We start from the raw sequence: 22,793 nt of genomic DNA, 5'->3' as shown, positions 1-22,793 counted from the left end.
CTCGATTCCCAGCAGGTAGCCAGCTTCGAACCCCGCGGTAGACAGTGCCAAACCGCAAGACGTGACGGGGATGAAGTGTACGCTGTATCGAAATGGTTTTAACTGCATCGGGCAAAACAACCCGGTACAGCGCCTCTGCGCGCGAGCTGACCAATGAGCGACGACCTACCACACCAGAACCTGGCCATCATCGGCCACGTTGACCACGGCAAGAGCACACTGGTCGGGCGCCTCCTCTACGAGACGGGGAGCGTACCCGAGCACGTGATCGAACAGCACAAGGAAGAGGCCGAGGAGAAGGGCAAGGGCGGATTCGAGTTCGCCTACGTCATGGACAACCTCGCCGAGGAGCGGGAGCGCGGTGTCACGATCGACATCGCCCACCAGGAGTTCGAGACCGACGATTACTACTTCACCATCGTCGACTGTCCTGGCCACCGCGACTTCGTCAAGAACATGATCACTGGCGCGAGCCAGGCCGACAACGCGGTCCTCGTCGTCGCGGCTGACGACGGCGTCGCGCCCCAGACCCAGGAGCACGTGTTCCTGGCCCGCACCCTGGGCATCGACGAGCTGATCGTCGGCATCAACAAGATGGACCTCGTCGACTACGACGAGACCGACTACAAGACGGTCGTCTCCGAGGTCGAGGACCTCCTCAAGCAGGTCCAGTTCAACACCGAGGACGCCAAGTACATCCCGATCTCGGCCTTCGAGGGCGACAACATCGCCGAGGCCTCCGACAACACGGACTGGTACGACGGCGAGACCCTGCTCGAGGCACTCAACGCGCTCGAGGAGCCCGAGCCGCCGACGGACGCGCCGCTACGCCTTCCGATCCAGGACGTCTACACCATCTCCGGCATCGGTACCGTCCCCGTCGGACGCGTCGAAACCGGGATGATGAACATCGGCGACAACGTCTCCTTCCAGCCCAGCGACGTGGGCGGTGAGGTCAAGACGATCGAGATGCACCACGAAGAGGTGCCCGAGGCCGGCCCCGGCGACAACGTCGGGTTCAACGTCCGCGGCATCGGCAAGGACGACATCCGCCGCGGTGACGTCTGTGGCCCCGCCGACGACCCGCCGACGGTCGCCGAGACGTTCCAGGCCCAGATCGTCGTCATGCAGCACCCCAGCGTGATCACGGCTGGCTACACGCCGGTCTTCCACGCGCACACCGCACAGGTCGCGTGTACGATCGAGTCCATCGACCAGAAGCTCGACCCGAGCGGCGAGGGCGACGGCGAGGAGAACCCCGACTTCATCCAGTCGGGCGACGCCGCGATCGTCACCATCCGTCCCCAGAAGCCCCTCTCGATCGAGCCCGCGGACGAGATCCCCGAGCTCGGTAGCTTCGCGATCCGCGACATGGGTCAGACCATCGCGGCCGGGAAGGTCCGTAGCGTCAACGAGGAATAATGCAGCAGGCACGCGTCCGCCTCGCCGGTACGAGCCCGGAGGACCTGGACGACATCTGCGACGACGTCCGGGAGATCGCGGACAAGACCGGCGTCACGCTGTCGGGGCCGGTCCCGCTGCCGACGAAGACCCTCGAGATCCCCTCCCGGAAGTCCCCGGACGGCGAAGGGACCGCCACCTGGGAGCACTGGGAGATGCGGGTCCACAAGCGGCTCATCGACCTCGACGCGGACGAGCGGGCGCTACGCCAGCTCATGCGCATCGAGGTGCCCAACGACGTCAGCATCGAGATCGTCCTCGAAGACTGACGCGAACGGATCGGTCCGGGCCCGGCACCGCGCCGGTCGCCTGCTGACTCGCGCGCAGTCCTTTTGTCGCGCGTTCGCAAACTGGGTAGTGTATGGTACGGGCGACGCCACAGATCATCGCCATCTGCCTGGTCGTGTACGTCGCCCAACTGGGGGTCGCACTCGCCGTCGGTGCCGAGCAGATGGCCGAACTCTTCGCGCTCGCACTCCCACTCGACGCTCAGCCCTGGACGGTCGTGACGAGCGTCTACGCACACTCCGGGCCGTGGCACCTCCTCTCGAATCTCGCCCTGTTCGCGCTGCTGGGCCTCGCCGTCGAGCGCAAGGCCAGCGCGACCGGGGTCCACCTCTACGTCCTGGCAACGGGAGCGATCGCGAACGTCTCGCAGGTCGTCTTCAGCAATGTCGTGGTCTCTGTCGACGCGCACGTCCTGGGCCTCAGCGGTGCGATCTTCGCGCTGATCGGGTACGTCGTGACGGGCAACCGCCTCTCGGGGTTCATGCTCGATCGCTTCGAGGTGCCACACGGCGTCCAGCTCGTCGTCTACCTCGCGCTCGCCGTCGCCGTCACGCTCGCGACCGCCGAGCCCGGCGTCGCGATCGTCGGGCACTTCACCGGACTCTTCCTGGGGCTGGTCCTCGGTGCCGGCACCGTGCTCTCGGCTGATCGCCTCGCCGTGGAGGAACCACCCGAGCACCGATGACGAACGACTGCTCGGCGGACGTCGTCGGCCCACGGCCGCACACGTTCGCGTTCTCCGCAGAATGCTGCACGAACCGGTAGCGCTTTTCGCCGTCACTCGAATGAACGGATATGACTGAGGAGACGCTCTACGATCGCCTCGGGGGGCAGGACGCAATCGCGGCGGTCGTCGACGACTTCTACGATCGACTCGTCGCGGATCCCGACCTCGGCCCGTTCTTCGACGACGCAGACCTCGAGCGACTTCGCGAGACGCAGACCGACTTCCTCTGTGAGGCCGCCGGCGGCCCCGAGACCTACGACGGCCCGTCGGTTCGGGACGCCCACCTCGAGGTGCCGTTCGAACCCGCACACATCGAGCGCGCCGTCGAACTGCTCTACGAGAGCCTCGACGAGTACGACGTCGAGGGCGAGGACGCCGACGCCGTGGTCGGTGCCGTCGCGCAGTTCGAGGCCGAACTGCTCGCGAGTCCCGACGAGGAGTGACCGGTTCCTGGCTGTCTGGCGAGTGAGACCGCGTCACGTCCCTGATCGGCAAACGGAAGCCTCAAGTGCGATTCGGGCGGTAGAATGGTCTGCGGGCTCGTAGATCAGTGGCAGATCGCTTCCTTCGCAAGGAAGAGGCCCTGGGTTCAAATCCCAGCGAGTCCACTCCGATCCTTACTCGTTGCGAATTATCCGGCGAGCCAGGGCCGTAGCGCCTCGCTTCGGATTTTGCGATTCGGTTTCCCGCGTAGAAACCGGTGCTGAAAATCGAAGGAAAGCGGAACCCGAGTCCGCCCCCGCGTTATCGGGCGAAATATCGAAGGAAACGGGGGTGTCGCGGCGTGAGCGGAGCCCTTCAGACAGTCTCGTCGCCCCCGACCGCGTGCCTGTTCTGCGACGCCCACGTGAGCGAGCGATTCCGTCGCGTCTACGGCGACGACGACCGGCGGGCCCATCGCTGCCCATCCTGCGACTCCTGTAACTCAAATCAGTTGTAGCAACATCCCGTGAGCACAAGCTGATTTTCACTGTGGGCTGTGGGCCGGACGATCGAGCCGAGCAGCGGCGCGCGCCTCGCGCGGAGAACCGGCCGGGTTCCCCTTCGGCGTGTGACTAAGGTCACAGACCCAAAATACTCCGCAGCGGCGGCTGGCAGTGCAGTCGAAACACCCCACATTCTGCTGACGTATCGTATCAGGAATACACACTTTTTTGTGATGGACACGGTCTCAACCCGTATGGATAAAGAGCTCCCACGGCGGGTATTCCTCACTACAACAGTGCCGCTCGGAGGGACTCTCCTCGCTGGGTGCAATCAACCAACTGACACTGAGGAGGAGACACAAACTGAAAATACAACGCAAACGGATACACAAACCGACCAGCCCTCAGAAACCCCCGACCCTCTCGCGAACGCCGATTTCACGCTCTCTGAAACAGGTATCATTTACGGCGACTCCGTCGTTGTCGGCCTCGAGTTGGAGAACACTAGTGAGGCGGAACTGAACCGGACGCTCCCGCTCACGGTTGGCGGGCAGCAACTCGATAGAGCGCAATTGACCCTAGCGCCTGGCGAGTCGACCACGGTCGAGCTCACGGGCACGCCTGAGAAGACGGGCACACAGACCGTCGAAGTCGGCAACCACCACGTCGGGACAGTCGTCGTCCGTGCAGCCAAGCCTGACGCTGCTCGTGCTGTTGGTGCTCACTACTACCCGTGGTACGGTTCGCCGCTACACGACTGGCGCGATGGCGAGTGGAGTCGTGAATCGCCATCGACACCCGTATTAGGAGACTACAACTCCGCCGACCCAGCCGTCATCGAACAGCACATAGACTGGTGTCGGCAGGCCGGTGTGTCGTGGCTGAACGTCTCTTGGTGGGGGCCGAACAGCGTTCACGATACTCGCTTCCAGGAGGATATTCTTGGGCACCCTCGTGCAGACGAACTCTCTTGGTCGATTCTGTATGAGACAACAGGGCGGCTTGGGAGCGATCCCGTAGCCCTCGACGACGATTACGCGCTGGAACGATTCACCAACGATCTCCAGCATCTGGCGGAGACGTTCTTCAACCGGGACTCGTACAAACGAATCGACGGTCGGCCGGTCCTGTATATCTGGGTGGCACAGAACCTCCGTGGCGATGTCGAGAGTGCGTACCAATCGGCTGTCGAGGCCGCGGGTGTCGAGCCGTATCTCATCGTGGACATGCCGGTACGGACTTCACTGGCGGGCCAGCCCATGATTGAGGTTGCAGACGCTGTCACGACGTACAGCGTGTATAACCCAAACGAGCCGACTCGAGAGGCGTTCATTGAGCGGGCGCAATCGACGTATCGGTCGTGGTATCGTGCGGCTGACTATCTCGATGTTGACGTCATCCCGACAGCAGCGCCAGGCTTTGATGATACTGAAATCACGCACACGCAGCGCGACAACGAACCAGTCCCGTCAATGCCCGAAATCTACCAGCAAACGGGCCAATCCGCACGCCACTACGCCGATGGGCCAGTCCTTGTGACATCGTTCAACGAGTGGTATGAGGACACGCAAATCGAGCCCAGTGAGCAACATGGCACGGCATATCTGGATGCGACAGCCGAGATCATCGCGAGCGCGGAACGTGAGCCGCCGACGTTTGAGGGCGAAGTATTCAGACTGATTTTCGAGCGAACCGTCCCGGAGTCGGAGTTGAATCCGCAAGTTGAGGACGGACGAGATTTGACGTTTATGCTCTACCAGCTGACCATCGAAACCGATACCGGAGCGACTGTTCTTGACGCAGACATTGGGACGCGCCCGGAGGGGGTTGAATTCATTGTTGGATCCTCCGGCCCGGAACAGGCCGACTCGAACAGCTGGCAATGGCTCGGGGGAAGCCGCGAAACCGTCATCAGTGTGCCGTCATTGCCTGACCGCGGCCGTATCGATCTCACTGGGATCGGTGCCACGGATATGGCTGTCTCACTGAAAGTCGGGCACGAGCGGTTGGACACAACGAGAATCACCGACGAACTTGCGACGCAGACGCTACGCCTCGGGTAATAACGTACTCAACACGTGGCCTACCGCATGTGAATCGCTTGGACTGAGGAGGTTCCGACAGTTTCTGTGGGTGGTGTGTCACGAGTGGCGGTGATCATCTGTGGGCTTTGCCGGCCATGTCTCAGGAAATGGATACGCTATCCCAACGACGCCCTCGATACGTCCTCGATCGCACGCTTCGCTTGTTCGGTCCCGCGGTGATCACCGCCCCATGGCATTGGAGTGGGGCAGATCGGCAGCCTGCTGCACCCGGTCGGTGATCACCGTGAGCCCCGACCGCGTCGGGCGGTACACCACGAAGCAGTACCAGCCGTCGTGTCTCCGGAGCTTCTCGTGGTACGCTCGATAGAGCTTGAAGTTCCCCGGCTGGCCGTCGGAGTGCTCGATTCGAGGTGAGTGAACCACGCTCGCCTTGGCTCGCGCGGATGCTGCCGCGAACGGTACCGCCTTCGCGGATCCTATCCCTCGAACCCCGGCGGTAACCCGGTGTGGCGGTACCCCTCTCGCTCGTCGATCTCGAAGCGATAGACGGCGACGCCGCCGGAGAGGTCGGCGGCCTCCAAGATCGCCGGCCGCCAGGCGTTTTCGAGCGTGAGGTCGTCCCACTGCTCGCGTGGCACGGCGGCGATCGTGCCGGTCATCACGACGCTCTGCCAGTGGAACGGCGAGTCGGCGGTGTAGACGAGGAACCTCGCCGCGTCGGCGCGTTCGCTGAGGCGGGCCTTCTCGCTGTCCTCGCCGAGGACGTATGTGAAGTAGAGGGATCCCTCGCCGTCGTAGCCGAAGGACATCGGGAGCAGATAGGGCGCCGGCGTATCGGGTAGCGCGAGGACGCCCACCCCGTGCGTCGCAAGGAACTGGTCGATCGCCGCGTCGTCCATCGACTCGACGCCGATCTGCTGGAGTTCGCTCAGTGACATACGGTGGACTACGACAGCACCGGCGAAAAGGGAGCCGCCGATTCCCGGGATCGAAGGTCGCCGTTACCCGATGGGACCGAACCGGTTCGGGTGGTTTCCGCGGACCGATCCGATGTCACTGCAGCGTCGTCGAGCCGGGACCGTAGATGCCGAGCAGCCCCTACGACGGCGACACCGGCTCGCCTCGCTCCGCGCTCGCCATGAGGGCGTCGAGGACCCGTGCGTTCCCCAGGGAGTCCTCGCGGTCGACGAGCGGTGCCTCGCCGGCCTCGATTGCCTCGGCGAATCCCTCGGTCTCGAGCGTGTAGTGATCGACGGGGTCGAACGTCTCGGTGACCTCGCGGCCGTCGACCGACCACGTCAGCGACACGGACTCGTCGGGCTTGGGCCCGAACGCCCGTCGTGCCTCGAGCCAGCCGTCGACGGTCTCGACGCGGTAGCGCTCGACGTTCGGCGTGTCGAACCCGCAGTGAACCCGGCCGCTGACGCCGTCCTCGTACTCGAGGACGCCCGTGAGCTGTGAGTCGACGCCGGAATCGCGAGTGTCGGCAGCGACGGCGTGGACGCGTTCGGGTTCGCCGAGGAACCCTCGAATCGCGCTGACCGCGTAGCAGCCGACGTCCATCAGGCTGCCGCCGGCGAGGTCGGGGTCGAGCCGGAAGTCGTCCTCGTGCCCGGGCCAGCGCATGTTGAAGGTGAAGGACGCCGTCGCGGCGCGGACCTCCCCCAGTTCTGAGTCGACGATCTCGCGAGCGCGGACGGTCCGCGGGTGGTACCGGTACATGAACGCCTCCATCAGCGTGACGCCGGCGTCGTCGCAGTACTCGAACAGTTCGGCGGCCTCCGCTTCGTCGACGGCGAGTGGCTTCTCACAGAGGACGTGGAGCCCGTGGTCGGCAGCCCGCTTCGTCCACTCCGCGTGGAGGGCGTTCGGCAGCGGGTTGTAGACGGCGTCGATGCCGTCGTCGGCGAGCAGCGCCTCGTAGCTGCCGTACGCCCGCTCGATGCCGAGGTCGTCAGCGACCGTCCGTGCCGCCTGCTCGTCGCGAGAGCCGATGGCAGCGACGGTGTGGTCGCTCTGCTGGATGCCGGGAATCACGTCTTCCGTGCCGATGTCCGCGGTGGAGATGACGCCGAAGTCCATGGTGGAGGGACGGCGACGGCGAGGATAAAGCTACGCCGCGCCGACGGTGCTGCCGGTTCTCGACGGCGGCCGCGCCCCTGCCCGCACCTTCACTTTCACCCCACTTCAGGCTCTCATCCTTTAGCGTACGTACCGAACGCTCGCCCCATGCCCGGACGCGTCGACATCGAGATCGAGAACCGCCACGATCGCTGGCGCTACGTCTGCCCGATGGGCCATCGCTCCTGGGAGCCGACGAACCACCACTTCTGGTGCAAACTCTGTGCCAACCACGAGGACGACGACGGCACCTTCGACGCGCTGCTCGATCGGAAGACCGACGAACTGCTCCAGCGCGAGGAGGTCCGCCTGCTCACCGAGGCCGGGCCATACGACGGCGACGTCGACCGCCGGAACTCGGTCTGAACGCTCCCGGCGAATGCGATCCGGACGCGCTCATCGGCGGTCGATGCTGGCGTGGCGCTCCAGCCACCCGATCAGCCGGTCGTTCAGCGGTCGCGAACGCTCGACGGTGACGAGGTGTCCGGCGTCGGGGTAGTCGACGCGTTCGGCGTCGGGAAGCAGTTCTTCGAGCACGGCTGCGTTGTCGGGCGACACGACCCGATCGGCGCCGCCCTGGACGACGAGGGTCGGCTCGGTCATCTCGTACGGGGGCCAGGATCGCTCCCAGTCGGTGAACGCGGGCGCCTGTGCGTTCCAGCCTGCCCGGTCGGCGTCCTCGTCCGCTCGCCACTCGGCGATTCCCTCGATCACGTCGGGATGCTCGGCGCGGAAGGCCGCGGAGAGCGCGGGCGAGAGTGAGGCACGGAGCGCGTCGGGATTCCCCGCCGGCGCGAACAGCGCGTCGACGAGGTCGCGGTCGGTGCCGTCCTCGGCCCGGACGCGGCCCGGCAGGTCACCCTCTGGGAGCCCGGGCGTCGTGCCGATCAGGGCGAGCGACCGGGCCCGGTCGTACTGCGCGGCGTATTCCAGCGCGACGTGGCCGCCGAGTCCGAATCCCACGATGTGGACCCGCCTGACCCCGGCGTCGGCGAGGACGGCTTCGAGGTCGGCTGCGAGCGTCGCTACGTCGTAGGGGCCCGGTGGCGCGTCCGAGCCGCCGGTGCCTCGCAGTTCCATCGCGATCGCCCGGAACGGGCCGGCGACGGCGGGGAACTGCCAGCCCCACTGCCAGGCACCGTAGCCGAGCGTCGGGACGAACGCGACGGCCTCGCCCTCGCCGGCGGTCGCGTAGGTGACGTCGACGCCGCGGTTGGTCGCTGCTGCTCCGTCGATCCCGTCGTGCACGCTCGGTGGTTGCGGGCCCGACACCTTAAGCACGACAACACGAGCCACGCCCGCTGGCGGCCGGAGACTGCGGCGGACTCCTGTGGGTCGGCGCGAACGGTCGCCGCCATCTCGACGCGTTCGGGCGTTAGCAGAGATTACTTCGGATCGAGGGCCGCAGAAATCGGGGGCGGTCGATCGCCGACGAGGGAGCCGGTCGCCGTCGTCGACAACGCCGAGGATACCGGAGCAGGTCCCGTGAATAACGAAACGTATGCTCACCGTGGCTCCGCTGCCGGCAGCAATTTCCGGCAGTCCATGACCGATCCAGACACGACACACGACAGAGCAGAGTGCATCGCGACGTCGGTCCGTGACCAGTTCGACGACGAGGGGACCAGCCGTCGGAGCTTCGTGACTCGCTCGGCGCTCGCGGGGGGTACCCTGCTCGCGCTGGGCGGCGCGGCCGGGATGGGACTCGCACAGGACGACGGCGACGGCGAGACAAGTGGCAACGAGACCGAAGACGAGGTGCCGGCCTTCGAGAACCTCGACGGCACCGACCTGGAGGTGCTGAACTACGCGCTCACCCTCGAACAACTCGAGCGTGGATTCTACGAACGGGGCCTCGAGCAGTTCACGGAGGAGGACTTCGTGAACGCCGAGAGCCTGCAGGCCCAGCCCGAGGCGGTTCGCCAGGCCGTCTACGCGTACGTCCAGCGCCTCGGCGAGCAGGAGCGGATCCACGCCAACCTGCTCACCGAGGCCGTCGACCTGCTCGGCGGCACGCCCGCAGAGCCGGCGGCGTACGACTTCGGCTTCGAGACCGTCGACGAGATGCTGGTAGTGGGGCAGACGCTGGAGAACGCCGGCGTCGCGGCCTACGCGGGCGTCGCGCCGCTCGTCGAGAGCCCCGACCTGCTGAGTGCAGCGCTCGCGATCCACAGCGTGGAGGCCCGCCACGCCGCCATCTTCAACTACCTCCTCGGCGACTCGCCGTTCCCAGACCCCTTCGACCCAGCGCTGTCGCCCGACGAGGTTCTCGAGGCGGTGAGTGGATTCTACGAGACCGTGCCGGCGGAGGTTCCCGGCGACGTCGAGGGGAACCTGACCGACGGTATGGACGGCAACGTCACCGGCGGCAACGCGACGGGCGGGACGAACGGCGACGGAACGAACGGCAACGCGACCGACGAAACGGGCGGCAACGCCACGACCGGCAACGACACGGCCGACAGCGACACTGCTGGTGGATAGCTATACTGCTGGCTGAGAGCGAGTCGACCGTCGACGATCGGAGAACGGCACCGGACCGGCCGATCGGTCGAACGGTCAGTCGTCGTCGACCGGCGTCGGCGTCGAGTCGGTCTCCTCGTCGCTGGAGGCGACACCCGCCGCGTCGCCCGAGAATCCAGGTGGGGCCTCGTCCCCGACGCTCGGCCCATCTTCGACCGTCGGATCGAACAGCTGGAGGGCGGTCTGGATCGTGGTCCAGTCGTCCTCCGCCGCGGCGTCCCGGAGGCTACTCGTCGGGGCTGCGAGCAGCTTGTTGACGAGCGCGTCGGCCATCGCCTCGATGGCCTCGCGCTGGTCGGCCGAGAGGTCCCCGTCGGCCTCGGCCTGCTCGATGGCGCGCTCGACCTCGCCGCGCTTGATCGCTTCTGCCCCCTCGTACATGCCGGCGATGACCTCGTCGGCGCGCTTTCGCTTGTACCGCTCGAGCAGGTGGTCGAACTCGTCGTCGATGATCGTCTCGACGGTCTCCGCGGCTGCGCGACGCTGGCGGCGGGTCTGCTCGGTGACGTCTTCGAGGTCGTCGAGGTCGTAGACGGTGACCGGCGCCCGGCTCGCGACGCCCGGATCCACGTCGCGGGGCTGGGCGAGGTCGACGAAGGTCGTCGCGTCGATGCCGGCAACGTGGTGGGGTTCGATCAGCGGCTCCTCGCTGGCGGAGGACGTGACGACGACTGCGGCCGTCTCGAGCACGGTGTGGATCGACGGAAGCCCGAGTGCTTCCGCGTCGACGTCGACGGCAGTCGCGACGTGCTCGGCGTGTGGAACCGTCCGATTGACGACGAGCAACTCGTCGATCCCGCGGTTCGCGAGCGCCTTCGCGGTCGCGGTCCCCATCTCGCCAGCGCCGACGACGGCCGCCGTGGCGCCCTCGAGGTCGACCTCATCGGCGGCGAAAGCGGCGGCAGCCGAGCCCAGCGAGACGATTCCCTCGTTGATCGCGGTCTCGGTCCGGACCCGTTCGCCGACGTGGATTGCCTTCGTGACGGCCTCCTCGAGCGTCGGGCCGATGCCGCCGACGCCGCGTGCGTCCTGGTAGGCCTCCCGGACCTGCCCGAGGACGTGATCCTCGCCGAGGACGAGCGACTCCAGACCGGCGGCGACGCGCATGAGGTGGCGGAGGCTCTCCTCGTGGTCCATTCGCGTGACGGCCTCCTCGCGGACCGACGGCGCGAAGTCCTGGAGGGCTGCGCGCCCGTCCGCGGCGTCGGTCGTGACGACGTAGGCCTCTGCGCGGTTACACGTCTGGAGGGCGAACGCCTCCTCGACGCCATCCCTGGCGGTGAGGCAGGCGATTTCGGCGCGCTGGTTCTCGGCGCCAGCCTCGGCGATCTCGTCCACTGTGGCGTGTTCGTGTGCCACGCTGACACCCGTGATGACGCCGGTTCCTCCGAACATTATGTGTGTTCGACCCCCTGCATTACGGGTCATCGAGGACCTCCGCGAGGAGTTCCCCGGTAATCTCCTCCAGCTTTGAGTCGCCAGAACGTAAAGCTGTCCAAACGCGAGGCGACCGCACGACGGCCCGGACGGCGTCCCGTCGAGCGTCCGGATCGACGCCCTCGGCGCGCAGCCGCTCCCGGAGATCACCGGTCAGCTCGGCCATCGCGCCAGCCCCGTCGACCTCGGACTCGACGCGCTGGCGGAGCACCCGTGCTAGCGCCGGGCTGGTGCCGCCCGTCGAAATCGAGACCGTCACCGGCTCGTCGCGGAGCGTCGCGGGAACCGCCACGTCGTCGAGCGTGCGATCGCCGTCGCTGGCGTCGGTTTCGCGGTCGGCGGCGCTGTCGTCGGCTGCGCCGTCGCTGGCGTCGGTTGCGTCGTCGCTGGCGTCGATAGCGTGGTCGACGGCGCTCCGGTCGGCCCGGTTGACGAGCGCGCCGTGTGTCCGCGCCGCCGACGCGGCTGCGTCGTTGACGGACTCGTCGTCCGTCGCGGCGACGACCAGCGCCGGATCGAACCGCGCGACCCACTCGCCGAGGTCGTCGGGGGCTGGAACGGCCTTGATCCGGTCGCTGTCGCCGAAGTCGGCGTCGACGAACGCCGGGCTCACGACCACGACGTCGGCCTCGACGGCGAAGTGCCGGGCCTTCCGGGCGCCGACGCTGCCGCCGCCGAAGATCAGCACCGTCTCGTTCGTGAAGTCGTGGGCCAGTGGGATCATCGGGCGATCACTCGGAGCGTGCGGTCTGCGCCGACTCCTCGTCTCCATCCGCGTCCGCCGCCGCACGCTCGGCGACGTTGATGCCGGTCTTCTTGAGGATCTCCGTCGAGAACAGCGTGTCCCACTGCCGGACCTCGGTCAGGTCGGCGATCGTCTCGCGGACCGCCTCGATACGGGCCTCGCTCTCCGCCTCAGAGCGACCGTGCGTCATCGCGAAGAGGTTGTACGGCCAGACGCCCTCGTGGCGGGGCCGTTCGTAACAGTGCGTGACGTACGGCAGCGCCGCGACGGTCTCGCCGACCGCGGTAACGTCCTCGCTGGGCACGTCCCAGACGGTCATCCCGTTCTCGGAGTAGCCCAGCGCGTAGTGGTTCGGCACGACGCCGATCCGTCGGATCTTGCCCGTGGCCTCGAAGCGAGCGAGCGTCTCGCGGACCCACTCGGCAGGTTGGCCGAGTTCCGCGGCCACGTCGGCGTAGGGCGTCCGTGTGAGCGGCAGGCCGTCCTGGACCGCGGCGACGAGGTCGAGTTCCGCTACGGAGAGTCCGTCGTCCTCGCTGGCGTCGGCTTCGCCCGCGGCGGCAGCCGAATCAGCGTCGAACTCCGCACCAGCGCCGACGTCCGTGAGGTCGATGCCGTCGCCCTCCAGCGGGCCCTCGACGGGGAAGTGTGCCGACACCCGGAACTCCTGGAGCTTCGGGAGGTTGTACGGTTCCTGCCCGGTCTCGGCTTCGATCTCCGCGAGCACGTCGTCCACGCGGTCGGCGTCGGCGACCGACACCACGAACCAGACGTTGAGGTGGGGATGCTCGCGGGCGTAGTTGTGGGCGACCTCGTCGAAATCGTTGATCGCCTCGACGACCTCGTCGTACCGGTCCTCCGGGGCGTGGATCGCAACGAGCGTGGCGGTGCCACCGATCTCGTCGGCGTTCACCAGCGGGCCGAACCGGGAGAGCGTCCCGTCATCGTCCAGTTGGGCGATCCGATCGAGCAATTCGTCGGCGTCGATGTCCGCGATCTCGTCGAAGCCCGCTTCGGCGCCCCGCTCCCGGAGGGCCTCCGCGGCCGCATCGAAGGGATCCGCGACGACCGGGAAGCCGCCCTGGTAGGCGTTGATGATCGCCCGATCGCGCGTCGAGAGCCCCGTGTCCATGTGCGAACGGCAGTGGGCGAGCGGCATAAGGAGTGCGGCGCTGGGCTGACGACCGCCGGAACAGACCCCCAGTGTCGAGGGGCCCGCCAGTCGATGCGCCGATCCTCGCTCAGTACGGCGGTCCCAGATCGGTGCGACGGCCCCAGATCGGAGCGACGACCCGGTTCAGTACGACGACCCGGCTCGATGGGACCGCTACCGATCCAACAGGAGCGCGAACAGCCCGACGGCGAAGACGAGTACGACCGTCGCCGCGCTGGGATTTCCTGTCCGAGCGAGCACGAAGACGATCGCCGCGACGACCACGATCGTACTCGCGGCGATCGTGCTGGCGCCGACGTGGGCCAGGATGCCGCGTCGAGCGTACGCCTCGCTGCCGACCTGCCCGCCGAGCCCGATGGCGTGCTCGCCAGCATCCCACGCGATAATCGCGGCCGCACCGCCGATCAGCGCGAGGGCGGGCGGCGCGCCGGCGCCAGCGGAGAGCAACACGCCACCGAAGGCGAGCGCACCGCCCGTCGTGTGGAGTCGACGGGTCCCGCGACGGACGCCGACTGCCATCGACACGGTGCCGAGGAGCGCCAGCGCGGCCGCCGGGACCGCGACTGCCGCGGCGACGACCGCGACGGTCGCCGGCACCACTGTCGCCGACACACCGGGGGCTGGGGCACCGGAATCGAAGCCCGGCTCGCTCACGCCGACCACCGCCGGTTGGAGCGAAGGAGCGCACGTTCGAGCCGTTCCTCGCGCTGCCAGTCGATCGTCGGGAGGCCGCCGTGGCGCGCCTGCGTGATCCGGAGCGCTCGGGATATCGTCGCGGTCTGCTGGCCGACGGTGTCGGTCACGCAGGGGTCGGGGCTGACGACCGTCGTCAGGTGCCCGTGGGCGTCGAAGCGGTGGGCCAGCTGCGCGCCGCCGTCGTCGATCAGTGGCGAGAACACCACGACCTGCGTGTCGCTGGCGATGCGGCCGCGAATCTCCCGGCCGGCGCCGTAGACGTTGGTCGACTCCTCGGGCGGCCGGCGCGCGAAGGACTCGTGTTCGGCGAGCGTGGTGGTGATCGCAAGCCGGTGCTCGAGGCCATGCCCCGGCGTGATCCAGCAGGCCCGCGGCGAGACCGCGGTGAGCCCGACCGAGTGACCGTCGGCGAGCAGGGAGGCGGCCACCGTGCGCGCCGCGTCGACGCAGCGATCGACGCTCGTCTCGGCGTGTGGCTCGTGGGACGCGTACGCCGCCTTTCTGGCGTCGACGACGAGCATGACCGAGGCGGCGCGCTCGCGACGGTACTCGACGGTCGTGAGGTCGCGGGTCCGGGCCGTTCGCCGCCAGTCGATCCGGCTGAGCGGGTCGCCGGGCCGGTACTCTCTGGTCGCGTGGAACTCGACGCCGTCGCCTCCCTCCTCCGCCGTCGTCCGGCCGGTGTAGCGAGTCGTCTGGGCGCGCAAGGGGAACGACGGCGGATCGGCGGGTAGCTCCGGCGTGCAGATGATCCGATCCGGTGCGTCGACCTCGACGACGCGCTCGGTCGCGCCGGTGACGTCCCGCGTGATCGCGACGAGCGAATCGAACGCGTGGGCGCCGCGGGTCGCGACGACCTCGTAGGTCAGTTCGACGGCCGAGCCGGGCCGGAGCGCCGTCGCGCCACGCGGGGCGCCGTCGGCGACGGCCAATCCGTCGGGGACGCCGTCGACGAGCCGCAGGTCGGTGAGCGTGTCCTCGCCCTCGTTGGTCACGGTGACGGTGACGGGAACCTCGTCGCCGACTGCCGGCTCGTCGACGTCGATCGTTCGCTCGACGTCGAGTTCCGGGGTCGGCGCGGCACCGATCTGGCCGTACGCGGCGAAGGCGACGCCGAAGACGCCGGCGAGGAGCGCGGCTGGCTGTTCGAGCAGCAGGCCGAGACCGATCGCGAGCAGCGTGAGCCCGGCGACGCCACGCCAGCGGTTGGTGCGGCGGAGACCCCTCGGAATCTCCTCGTCGTAGCCGGGGTCGTCATCGGCGAGGGCCTCTGTCGGGAGCGTCCGGGCCGCCGCCGGAATGCTCTGGGCGGTCATCGCTCCACCTCCTCCGCAGCGGCGGGCCCGGTGGGGTCCCGCTCGGTCGCGGCAGTGCCGGTTGCGGTTGTGCCGGTGCCGGCGGTCTCGCTCGCAGGCGGTTCCGCAGTCCCCGCAGTGCGATCGGCGTCGGTCTCGGCCGAGCGGTCCGTCCCGGGCCCGGCGATCCGTGCCAGCGCCTCGACCGCCCGCCGAGCCCGTTTCGTGTGGGGATGTTCACCGCCTCGGCGGCGCCGGAGCGCGTTGTCGAGTTCCTCGGTCGCGCCGCCGTCGGTGCCCAGGCGGAAGAACTCGGCCGCCGTCTCGTCGGCCGTCCAGCTACCGCCGCGGAGTCGGGCGCGGGCCGTCTCCCGGTCGAGCCCCTGGTGGAGTTCGAGGACCTCGATCGCAACTTGCTGGAGTTCCTCACGGCTCTGCGATCTGAAGTACCGGATCGCCTCGGGGGACTTCGCGATCGCCCGGAAGCGCAGCAGGTCGTCGAACTCCTCGCCCGGAACGTCGACGGCGAGCACCCGCTCGCGTTCCGGCGGGCGGTAGCTCCCCGGATCGGTGTCGATCCAGCGCTTCGCGAGGAAGGCGCCGACGGCGATACCCGCGAAGCCCAGCAGCACCCGGGTCCGGTCCTCGTAGAGCCCGCTGAAGTCGAAGACGGTGCTGAACACGCTGGCGATGCCGACGACGGCGACCACGGCGGCGATCGCGATGCCGACGGTCGCCACGTCGATCCGACGGAGCCGATCGGTGGCGGCGCTCATCGGTCACCCGCCATCCGTGCCAGCGCCCGCTCGGCGCGCTGTTCGGTAGCCTCGTCTGGCTCTACACCGCCGTAGCGAACCCGCTCGAACAGGGACGTGATCTCTCGGGTCGCCGCCTCGTCGACGCCGGCTGCGACGGCCCGGTCGGCGACCTCGGCAGGCGTCTCGCGGCGTGCGTCGGCGTTCGCCTCCTCGGCGAGCGCGAGCCACGCGCGGTAGATCTCGTTGTCGGCGGGTGGGCGGCCGACGGTGGTACTGGTCGGGGTCGCGGTGCCGATTCCACCCGGGGACTCCTCGGGGTCGGGCGTCGCCGCGACGGCCTCGCCGTCCTCCTCGCTCCCGCCACCGAGGGTGGTCACCACGATGAACAGCAGGATCGCCGCGACGACGACGATGCCGACGACGGTCGGAAGCTGGAGTCCGGTGCTGGAGGCAGCCTCGCCGGCGGCCTCGACGTCCTCGCTCCCACCGCCGAGACCGGTCGAGCCGCCACCGTCCGGCAACCCATCGAAGAGCTGCATCAGGAGGTAGAAGCCGATGCCGACCAGCGCGAAGACGCCGACCTTGATCCCGGCGGAGAAGAGGTACTCCTTCAGTTCGTCCCAGTCCTTCTCGAGGAGCAGGAGCGTACCACCGACGAGGGCCGCGACGAGCCCCACGACCGCCAGGACGCCGATCGCGGCGGCCAGGATGCCGCCGTCGAAGAACGGGTTGAACTCGGGCGAGATCGAGGGAAGCCCGTCCGCACCGCTCCCGGCCCCCGATCCCGAGCCCTCGCCGAGTCCCGTCGATCCGCCACCACTGCGCCCGGAATCGACCGCCGCGCCGGCAGCGCCGAGCGCGACCACGGCGAGCAGGAGGACCAGTCCCGCTCGCAGACGACGCGTCTGCATGTGCCACGCCGTACCACAGCGCCCCGTTTGCGTCTTTCGGTTACGGCGACGCGAGAAGCGGATCGTCCCGCTGCTCGGCACGACGGCACTCGCGAGCGATCTCTCGCGGCCGGCCGAGCATCGAGCAGCGGGCGCTACTCGCCTTCGACCGCCGTCGTCGGGAAGCCCGTCTCCTCGCTCGCCGCCTCGGCGATGGCCTCGCGGTCGGCGTCGGCCTCGAAGTAGAAGACGAGGTCGTAGCTCCCGGCCCGCAGGAGCTGTTGGCACTCCCAGACGAACTCGTCGCCGTCGAGGGTCAATCCCTGGTGCTGGTTCGAGGAGAAGTCGGTGTCGTCGTTGCCGGAGTAGACGTAGGTCTCGTTCGGCTCGTAGCCGGCGTGGTCGGCGATGACGTCGCCGACTGCGAGCGTCGCGTCGAGCATCTCGATGTCCTCCTCGCTGGGCAGGTCGGTGTGGACGATCAGCCCGTCCAGTTCGATCTCGCCCGGTTCGAGGAGCCGCTGGGTCCGCTGGTAGAGGTCCGGATCCCTGACGTCGTCCATGTCCGATCCGTCGCCACGGGCGCCTTTACCGCTCACGATCCGCGACGGCCCGACTCCCACACATCCGCACGATCCGGGCTGGCCACGGCGGCGCTCCGCCGCCAGCCCACGGGATCCGCGAATCGTCTCCTTCCCGCCATGCCTGGCGGACTGAAAGGGCGAGGGCATTCGCGGCAACGCCGCGAAGTCGGGAGAGCAGAGCTCTCCCGGTATTCGAGGTGGTTGCGGTCAATAACACGGCACTCCAGCGCAGCCGCTCACCGGGGCAATAAACGAAGAATCGCAGTTCGCGGGGACGTCGCCGCACCCGGAGTCTGGACCGCTATCCGTGTCGGATTACAGGCGGGTCAGGTCCTTCGCGCGCGGGCCTTTGTCGGCCTGCACGATCTCGAACTCGACCTCCTGACCCTCCTCCAGGTCGGGACCGCCGACGTCCTCCATGTGGAAGAAGACGTCCTCGTCCGAGTCCTCGGTTTCGATAAACCCGTAACCGCCCGAATCGTTGAAGAAGTCGACCGTACCAGTCGGCATTGCGTTATCTCCGACGCTCCCCAGGTATATAAAACACGTGCAGAATGCACTCTCGCGGGCGCTGCACGTCGTAGCAGCGATATACCGCCCTGAGAAGCGGCCACGAAAACGCCGCTAGCGGGGCGCGGCGGAGCGGACGCTGTCGCCACGAGCCGTGGAGTAGCTACCAGCTACGGGCGGAATTCCGACCGGCCGCGCTGGCAATCACGGCACAAGGCTCAATCCTCGACGCGTGGTACGTGTAGGCATGGCGACCGACCGAGCGCCCGAGAGCGGCGCAACGCTCGACGACGAGACGGTGACGGCCCTCCACGAGGTCGAACTCGGCTACGAGTGGCTCCAGCGGGCCAACGGCCACCTGCTGCAGTTCCACCACGCGACCGGCCACGGGATGGACCACCTCGCGGCCGCGGAGGAGCACCTCCGCGCCGCCGGCCACGCCGACCTCGCGAACGCGATCCGGGACGACCTGCTGCCCCGCGGCGTCGTCGACGACGACCGCTGGTCCTACGACCTCGTCGAGGAGTTCCAGCACGGGATCCTCACCGACGTCGACGCGTTCGAACGCGAGGCCCGGGACGAGTTGGCCGCCGGCGACCGGCACGTCGCCGAGCGCCTGCAGGAGCGCCGCTGGAAGGAGCGCCGTCAAGGGGAGTGACGTCCACGGCTCGGATCACGCGACCCCGAAAAGCAGCGCCACTAAAGGCCCGGCAGCCGACAGTGAACCCATGATCGACGTCGATTGCTCCGGGCGGACGGTCCTCGTCACGGGCAGTGCTCGCGGGCTCGGTCGCGCGACCGCGCTGGCCTTCGCCGAGCGGGGCGCGGCAGTCGCGATTCACTACAACACCAGCGAGGACGCCGCAGCCGAGGCCGTCACCCAAGCCCGCGACGCCGGCGCGGCCGACGCGATCGCCGTCGGGGCTGACGTGACCGATCCCGACGAGGTGGAGCGACTGTTCGAGCAGATCGAGGCCGACCTCGGTCCCGTGGACGTGCTCGTCAACAACGTCGGCGCCTTCGCGCCGACCCATTGGGAGGAGATCGACCACGAGACGTGGCAGCGCGTGTTCGCCACCAACCTCCACGCGACCTACCTGTGCTCGAAGCGCGCGCTCCCCGCCATGCGCGAGCAGCCGGCGGCGGACGCGGACGGCGCGTCCGCGGGCGGCCGGATCGTCAATATCGGCTACGCCTCCGCGGAGAAGGGCCTCGTCAGCCCGAAGAACTTCCCGTACTTCGCCGCGAAGGCCGGCGTTCTCATGTTCACGCGGATGCTCGCCGCCGACACCAGCGACGACGGCGTCACCGTCAACGCCGTCTCGCCGTACGTGATCGAGAACTCCGACGAGTTCCCCGACGACCTGCCACGCGGGCGACCCGCTGCCTACGAGGACGTCGTCCAGGCGATCCTCTTCTTCTGTCACCCCGACAGCGACTACCTCAGCGGCGAGAACGTCGAGGTCGACGGCGGCTGGCTCCCCGAAAGCGTCTAACCGCCAGCCTCGACAGCGACCGTCCCCCGCGGTCGCGAACTGCGCCGTTCCGGCGTCGCGGCCCTTTTGCACTCGTGCAGCCAAGTCCGAGCGTGACTCGCCACGTCGCGATCGTCGGTGCGGGCGTCGCCGGCTGTGCAACCGCCTACGGCCTCGAGGACGCGGACGCCGAGGTGACGGTGTTCGAACGACGGACGGAAGCGGGCGGTCGGGCCGCGACCCGCCAGCGCGAGGGCTGCAGCTACGACGTCGGCGCGAACTACCTGACCGCCGCCGACGATCGGGTCCAGCAACTCGTCGAGGGACCGCTCGCCGACGACCTCGTCGCCGTCGACGGCGAGGTCTGGACGCTCGACGCCGACGAATCGATCGCACCGGGGCGCGACGACGGGGCGCCGAAGTGGACCGGCAGCCGTGGCGTCGCGGACATCGGCCCCGCGCTGCTGGACCCGACCGACAGCGACGTCCGCTTCGACGTGGACGTCGCCGGGATCGGATGCGACGACGGCACCTGGACGGTGTTCTCGAACAGCCTCGACGGCGGTGACGGCACTGGTGCCGGCGACGACGCCCGTGCTGGCCCCTTCGACGACGTGGTACTGACCCCACCGGCGCCGGTCACGGCCGAACTCCTCCGCGACGTCTCAGTCGCCGACTCGCTCCGGGCGGCAGCCCGGTCGATCGAGTACCGGTCGATCACCACCGTCGCCGCCCGGTACGAGGAGTCGTTCGAGTGGCCGTACTACGCACTCGTGGACACCTCGAAGACGCTGGATCTCGGGTGGATCGCTCGGGAGGAGGCCAAGCCAGGGCACGTCTCCGGGGACGGCTCGCTGGTGATCTTCCAGGCGAGCCCCCAGTGGTCGCAGCGGCACCAACACGCCGAGGACCCGGCCCTCGCCGACGCCGCGACCGACGCAGCCGCTGCCCTCCTCGACGTGTCAGCGCTCGCCGACCCGGTCTGGACCGACGTCGTCCGCTGGAAGCACGCCCTCACCGACGACGGAATCGCGACGAGTGTCCGGACCGATCCTGCCGACGCGGGCCTCCACGTGGCCGGCGACTGGGTGGCCGGCGAATCCCGGCTCAATGCGGCGATCGTGAGCGGACTCGAGACGGCCGATCGGCTGGCGGAACGAACGTAGCTGCAAGAAGCGGTTTCGGCGTCTCGGGGTCGCTTCAGTACCGTCGAGCCAGCGCAGCGACCGCGGCGAGTGCTCCGAGCAGCCCCGCGACGAGGCCGAAGCCGGGCGAACCGTTGCCGGTCCCACCGTCGTCGGACTCGTTACCGCCGTCGTCGCTGGCGCCCCCGTCGTCGGAGGACGACGGTTCGACCCCGGTGACGTTCGCGGGATCCGTGGTTCGATCCTCGAACTCGGCGGACACCTCGACGTCGCCCTCGCTGGGAATCTCCACGCGGGCGACGCCGTTCGCGTCGGTCTGGCCGGCTTGCTCACCGCCGACGAACACGGTCGCGCCCTCGACCGGGCGATCGTACTCGTCGGTCACCTCGACCCGGAGGTTCTCGCCGACGACGACGCGCTCGTTACCCGCTGTCAGGGAGATAGAGGGGACGCGCGTGACGTTGAACGTCGCCTGCGCGTCGCTCTCGCCGGTCTGCAGGCTCGTGGTGAGCTCCAGATACCCCTCTTTGCTGACGGTCACGTCGTAATCCCGGTTGACGTCGAGGACGACCGAGCGGTGGCCGTCGTCGTTCGTGGTCACACTGACGACTCGGTCGCCGTCCTGGGTGACGTCGACGTCGGCGCTGACCAGGCCGGGGCCTTCCGGCGTCGGGTCCTGGGTGAGCAGGTCGATGGTGACCTCGCCCTGCTCGATCTGGACGGTCGCGTTGGAGGCGCCGTCGAGCTGGACGGTCTGGCTGGCGTCGTAGTAGCCCGGTTCGCGGACGATCACGGTGTAGGTGCCCGCCTCGATCTCCGGCGACGCGAAGACGCCCGAGCTACCGGTGTCACCGCGGGCTGCGAAGGAGCTCTGCCCCTGCTTGCGGAAGCGAACCGTGGCATCCTCGACGGGGCCATCCGAGTCGACGACCTCGATCTCGCCCGTAGCAGGCTGGTACATCGTCGTCTCGACGACCTGGCCCGAAGCGGCGCCGCTGACGGTGTGCGGGACGTTCTTGACGTACTCCTCGTGAGCGAGCGTGATCGCCAGGTCGGCCCCGTTCGGTACGTCCGCGAACGCTCTGCCGTTCGACGTCGTGGTAGCGTTCGTGGAGCCGCCGTCCCACTCGATCGTCGCCTCGGCGTTCCCGATCGCCTCTCCCTGCGGCGTCGTCACCGAGAGCTCGATCGTGACGACGTCGTCCTGTGCCGCGCCGGCGTCGGCGATCGCCGTGCCCCCGACCCCCGCGAGGACGACGAGTGCGACGGCCGCCGCGACGAGCATCGTTCGCGTCATGTGCGAAGCCACTACTCGGCGTGACTTAAATTACGGCGCTCGCAGTCGAGCAGCGAGCGTCCGACGGACCGTCATCCTGCGGATCGAGTCCGGTCGGCACGCCCGGCGTTCGGATCCCGGGCCGTCCTCATCGATCCAGTCCGTACTCGATCGCAACGAGCAGGAGCGTCCCGACGACCGGAAAGAGCAGTCCGGAGAGGCGTGGGAGGCCGTAGAGCGCCTCGAGAACTGGCCCGAGGACGGGCTCGAGGACGCCGTCCGGGTCGTCGCGGAGGTCCGCCGGTGCCGAAACGAGCAGCGCGAGATAGATCGAGAGGACGTACGCGAACCCCGCGAGCCCGAACGCGAGCTGCCGCTCGGGGCGACCCTGGCGGTGCCGGCGCACGACGAGCAGCATCGGGACCACCATCGTTGCGATCACCGCGAGGCCGACGAGCCAGAGCAGCCCCAGGCCGACGCGATCGAGCGTCCCACCGCCGGACTCGGCGATCTCCATGACCCAGACGGGCAACGCGAGGACGAACATGAGTCCGACGAGGATCGCAAGCAGACTCCCGATCACGGCGTAGCTCCGGAAGACCCGAGAGTCGCCCTCGACGACGGCGTACTTCACGGCCCCGACGACGACGCTTCGCGATCGGGGTGGTCCGTCCCGCTCCACCTCACTCATCGGCCCGGAGTTCGGTCGGTCGGTGG

24 protein-coding genes, 1 tRNA gene and 1 pseudogene are annotated in these 22,793 nt (G+C 68.4%); 11 read left to right on the top strand and 15 right to left on the bottom strand.

Going from position 1 to position 22,793, the window contains the following annotated elements; all coding sequences use genetic code 11:
• Positions 1 to 153 precede the first annotated feature (153 nt).
• The 6 genes from tuf to L593_RS09715 all read left to right on the top strand — a co-directional run bounded on the left by tuf (position 154) and on the right by L593_RS09715 (position 5,465).
• Positions 154 to 1,422, top strand: a complete 1,269-nt coding sequence (tuf, locus tag L593_RS09740; RefSeq protein WP_020446794.1) for a translation elongation factor EF-1 subunit alpha — start codon at positions 154 to 156, stop codon at positions 1,420 to 1,422.
• The gene (gene rpsJ, locus L593_RS09735; RefSeq protein ID WP_259369977.1) at positions 1,419 to 1,730 is read left to right on the top strand and encodes a 30S ribosomal protein S10; all 312 of its coding nucleotides are present in this window, start codon (positions 1,419 to 1,421) and stop codon (positions 1,728 to 1,730) included. The genes tuf and rpsJ overlap by 4 nt, the downstream gene beginning before the upstream one ends.
• Positions 1,731 to 1,822: 92 nt before the next feature.
• Positions 1,823 to 2,434 (top strand): rhomboid family intramembrane serine protease, encoded by a 612-nt coding sequence (locus L593_RS09730; RefSeq protein WP_020446792.1) that lies wholly within the window; start codon positions 1,823 to 1,825, stop codon positions 2,432 to 2,434.
• Positions 2,435 to 2,544: 110 nt separating this feature from the next.
• Positions 2,545 to 2,919: a truncated hemoglobin gene (locus tag L593_RS09725; RefSeq protein WP_020446791.1), complete on the top strand. Its 375-nt coding sequence runs from the start codon at positions 2,545 to 2,547 to the stop codon at positions 2,917 to 2,919.
• A gap of 93 nt (positions 2,920 to 3,012) precedes the next feature.
• Positions 3,013 to 3,084 (top strand) — tRNA-Ala (locus L593_RS09720).
• A gap of 572 nt (positions 3,085 to 3,656) precedes the next feature.
• Positions 3,657 to 5,465 carry a glycoside hydrolase family 99-like domain-containing protein gene (locus L593_RS09715; protein ID WP_049894033.1) on the top strand — a complete coding sequence of 603 codons (1,809 nt, stop codon included), beginning with the start codon at positions 3,657 to 3,659 and terminating at the stop codon, positions 5,463 to 5,465.
• A 137-nt stretch (positions 5,466 to 5,602) separates the two neighbouring features.
• Here the strand turns inward: L593_RS09715 and L593_RS09710 are convergent.
• The 3 genes and pseudogenes from L593_RS09710 to L593_RS09700 all read right to left on the bottom strand — a co-directional run.
• Positions 5,603 to 5,867 (bottom strand): annotated as a pseudogene (locus tag L593_RS09710) (hypothetical protein); the annotation flags it as partial.
• A 56-nt stretch (positions 5,868 to 5,923) separates the two neighbouring features.
• On the bottom strand, positions 5,924 to 6,385 hold the full coding sequence (locus L593_RS09705; RefSeq protein WP_020446788.1) for a pyridoxamine 5'-phosphate oxidase family protein: 462 nt from the start codon (positions 6,383 to 6,385) through the stop codon (positions 5,924 to 5,926).
• 160 nt (positions 6,386 to 6,545) lie between these two features.
• Positions 6,546 to 7,529: a Gfo/Idh/MocA family protein gene (locus L593_RS09700; protein WP_020446787.1), complete on the bottom strand. Its 984-nt coding sequence runs from the start codon at positions 7,527 to 7,529 to the stop codon at positions 6,546 to 6,548.
• A gap of 147 nt (positions 7,530 to 7,676) precedes the next feature.
• Between L593_RS09700 and L593_RS09695 the strand changes: the two genes are divergently transcribed.
• Positions 7,677 to 7,934 (top strand): hypothetical protein, encoded by a 258-nt coding sequence (locus L593_RS09695; RefSeq protein ID WP_020446786.1) that lies wholly within the window; start codon positions 7,677 to 7,679, stop codon positions 7,932 to 7,934.
• 30 nt (positions 7,935 to 7,964) lie between these two features.
• On the opposite strand, the gene L593_RS09690 is transcribed toward L593_RS09695, so the two are convergent.
• Positions 7,965 to 8,816 carry an alpha/beta fold hydrolase gene (locus L593_RS09690; protein WP_020446785.1) on the bottom strand — a complete coding sequence of 284 codons (852 nt, stop codon included), beginning with the start codon at positions 8,814 to 8,816 and terminating at the stop codon, positions 7,965 to 7,967.
• 297 nt (positions 8,817 to 9,113) lie between these two features.
• Here L593_RS09690 and L593_RS09685 point away from each other — a divergent pair, with 297 nt between their 5' ends.
• Positions 9,114 to 10,052: a ferritin-like domain-containing protein gene (locus tag L593_RS09685; RefSeq protein ID WP_020446784.1), complete on the top strand. Its 939-nt coding sequence runs from the start codon at positions 9,114 to 9,116 to the stop codon at positions 10,050 to 10,052.
• Positions 10,053 to 10,127: 75 nt separating this feature from the next.
• Here the strand turns inward: L593_RS09685 and hemA are convergent, their stop codons facing one another.
• From hemA to L593_RS09640, 9 genes are all read right to left on the bottom strand, one after another.
• On the bottom strand, positions 10,128 to 11,486 hold the full coding sequence (gene hemA, locus L593_RS09680; RefSeq protein ID WP_020446783.1) for a glutamyl-tRNA reductase: 1,359 nt from the start codon (positions 11,484 to 11,486) through the stop codon (positions 10,128 to 10,130).
• Positions 11,487 to 11,508: 22 nt separating this feature from the next.
• The gene (locus L593_RS09675; RefSeq protein ID WP_020446782.1) at positions 11,509 to 12,252 is read right to left on the bottom strand and encodes a bifunctional precorrin-2 dehydrogenase/sirohydrochlorin ferrochelatase; all 744 of its coding nucleotides are present in this window, start codon (positions 12,250 to 12,252) and stop codon (positions 11,509 to 11,511) included.
• A gap of 7 nt (positions 12,253 to 12,259) precedes the next feature.
• Positions 12,260 to 13,405, bottom strand: coding sequence for an Lrp/AsnC family transcriptional regulator (locus tag L593_RS09670; protein ID WP_020446781.1), 1,146 nt, complete (start codon positions 13,403 to 13,405; stop codon positions 12,260 to 12,262).
• A gap of 195 nt (positions 13,406 to 13,600) precedes the next feature.
• Positions 13,601 to 14,101 (bottom strand): hypothetical protein, encoded by a 501-nt coding sequence (locus tag L593_RS09665; protein WP_144060742.1) that lies wholly within the window; start codon positions 14,099 to 14,101, stop codon positions 13,601 to 13,603.
• A complete protein-coding gene (locus tag L593_RS09660) occupies positions 14,098 to 15,459 on the bottom strand; it encodes a DUF58 domain-containing protein (protein ID WP_020446779.1) in 1,362 nt (453 codons plus the stop codon). The genes L593_RS09665 and L593_RS09660 overlap by 4 nt, the downstream gene beginning before the upstream one ends.
• On the bottom strand, positions 15,456 to 16,214 hold the full coding sequence (locus L593_RS09655; protein ID WP_020446778.1) for a hypothetical protein: 759 nt from the start codon (positions 16,212 to 16,214) through the stop codon (positions 15,456 to 15,458). Before L593_RS09655 ends, L593_RS09660 begins: the two co-directional genes overlap by 4 nt.
• Complete coding sequence (locus L593_RS09650) at positions 16,211 to 17,107, bottom strand: DUF4129 domain-containing protein (RefSeq protein ID WP_020446777.1); 897 nt, start codon at positions 17,105 to 17,107, stop codon at positions 16,211 to 16,213. Before L593_RS09650 ends, L593_RS09655 begins: the two co-directional genes overlap by 4 nt.
• 134 nt (positions 17,108 to 17,241) lie before the next feature.
• The gene (locus L593_RS09645; protein ID WP_020446776.1) at positions 17,242 to 17,649 is read right to left on the bottom strand and encodes a DUF5778 family protein; all 408 of its coding nucleotides are present in this window, start codon (positions 17,647 to 17,649) and stop codon (positions 17,242 to 17,244) included.
• Between the two features lie 336 nt (positions 17,650 to 17,985).
• Entirely contained in the window at positions 17,986 to 18,180 is a 195-nt protein-coding gene (locus L593_RS09640; protein ID WP_020446775.1) for a cold-shock protein, read from the bottom strand.
• Between the two features lie 247 nt (positions 18,181 to 18,427).
• Here L593_RS09640 and L593_RS09635 point away from each other — a divergent pair, with 247 nt between their 5' ends.
• The 3 genes from L593_RS09635 to L593_RS09625 all read left to right on the top strand — a co-directional run bounded on the left by L593_RS09635 (position 18,428) and on the right by L593_RS09625 (position 20,821).
• Positions 18,428 to 18,838, top strand: coding sequence for a hypothetical protein (locus L593_RS09635; protein WP_020446774.1), 411 nt, complete (start codon positions 18,428 to 18,430; stop codon positions 18,836 to 18,838).
• Between the two features lie 70 nt (positions 18,839 to 18,908).
• A complete protein-coding gene (locus tag L593_RS09630) occupies positions 18,909 to 19,676 on the top strand; it encodes an SDR family NAD(P)-dependent oxidoreductase (RefSeq protein WP_020446773.1) in 768 nt (255 codons plus the stop codon).
• A gap of 92 nt (positions 19,677 to 19,768) precedes the next feature.
• Positions 19,769 to 20,821 (top strand): NAD(P)/FAD-dependent oxidoreductase, encoded by a 1,053-nt coding sequence (locus L593_RS09625; protein WP_020446772.1) that lies wholly within the window; start codon positions 19,769 to 19,771, stop codon positions 20,819 to 20,821.
• Positions 20,822 to 20,855: 34 nt separating this feature from the next.
• On the opposite strand, the gene L593_RS09620 is transcribed toward L593_RS09625, so the two are convergent.
• Both L593_RS09620 and L593_RS09615 read right to left on the bottom strand, forming a co-directional pair.
• A complete protein-coding gene (locus tag L593_RS09620) occupies positions 20,856 to 22,097 on the bottom strand; it encodes a carboxypeptidase-like regulatory domain-containing protein (protein ID WP_020446771.1) in 1,242 nt (413 codons plus the stop codon).
• A 127-nt stretch (positions 22,098 to 22,224) separates the two neighbouring features.
• Positions 22,225 to 22,767 carry a hypothetical protein gene (locus tag L593_RS09615; protein ID WP_020446770.1) on the bottom strand — a complete coding sequence of 181 codons (543 nt, stop codon included), beginning with the start codon at positions 22,765 to 22,767 and terminating at the stop codon, positions 22,225 to 22,227.
• Between the last annotated feature and the right edge of the window lie 26 nt (positions 22,768 to 22,793).

The organism is Salinarchaeum sp. Harcht-Bsk1 (assembly GCF_000403645.1).
Taxonomy (GTDB): domain Archaea; phylum Halobacteriota; class Halobacteria; order Halobacteriales; family Salinarchaeaceae; genus Salinarchaeum.
This window is presented reverse-complemented; position numbering and strand designations above follow the sequence as displayed.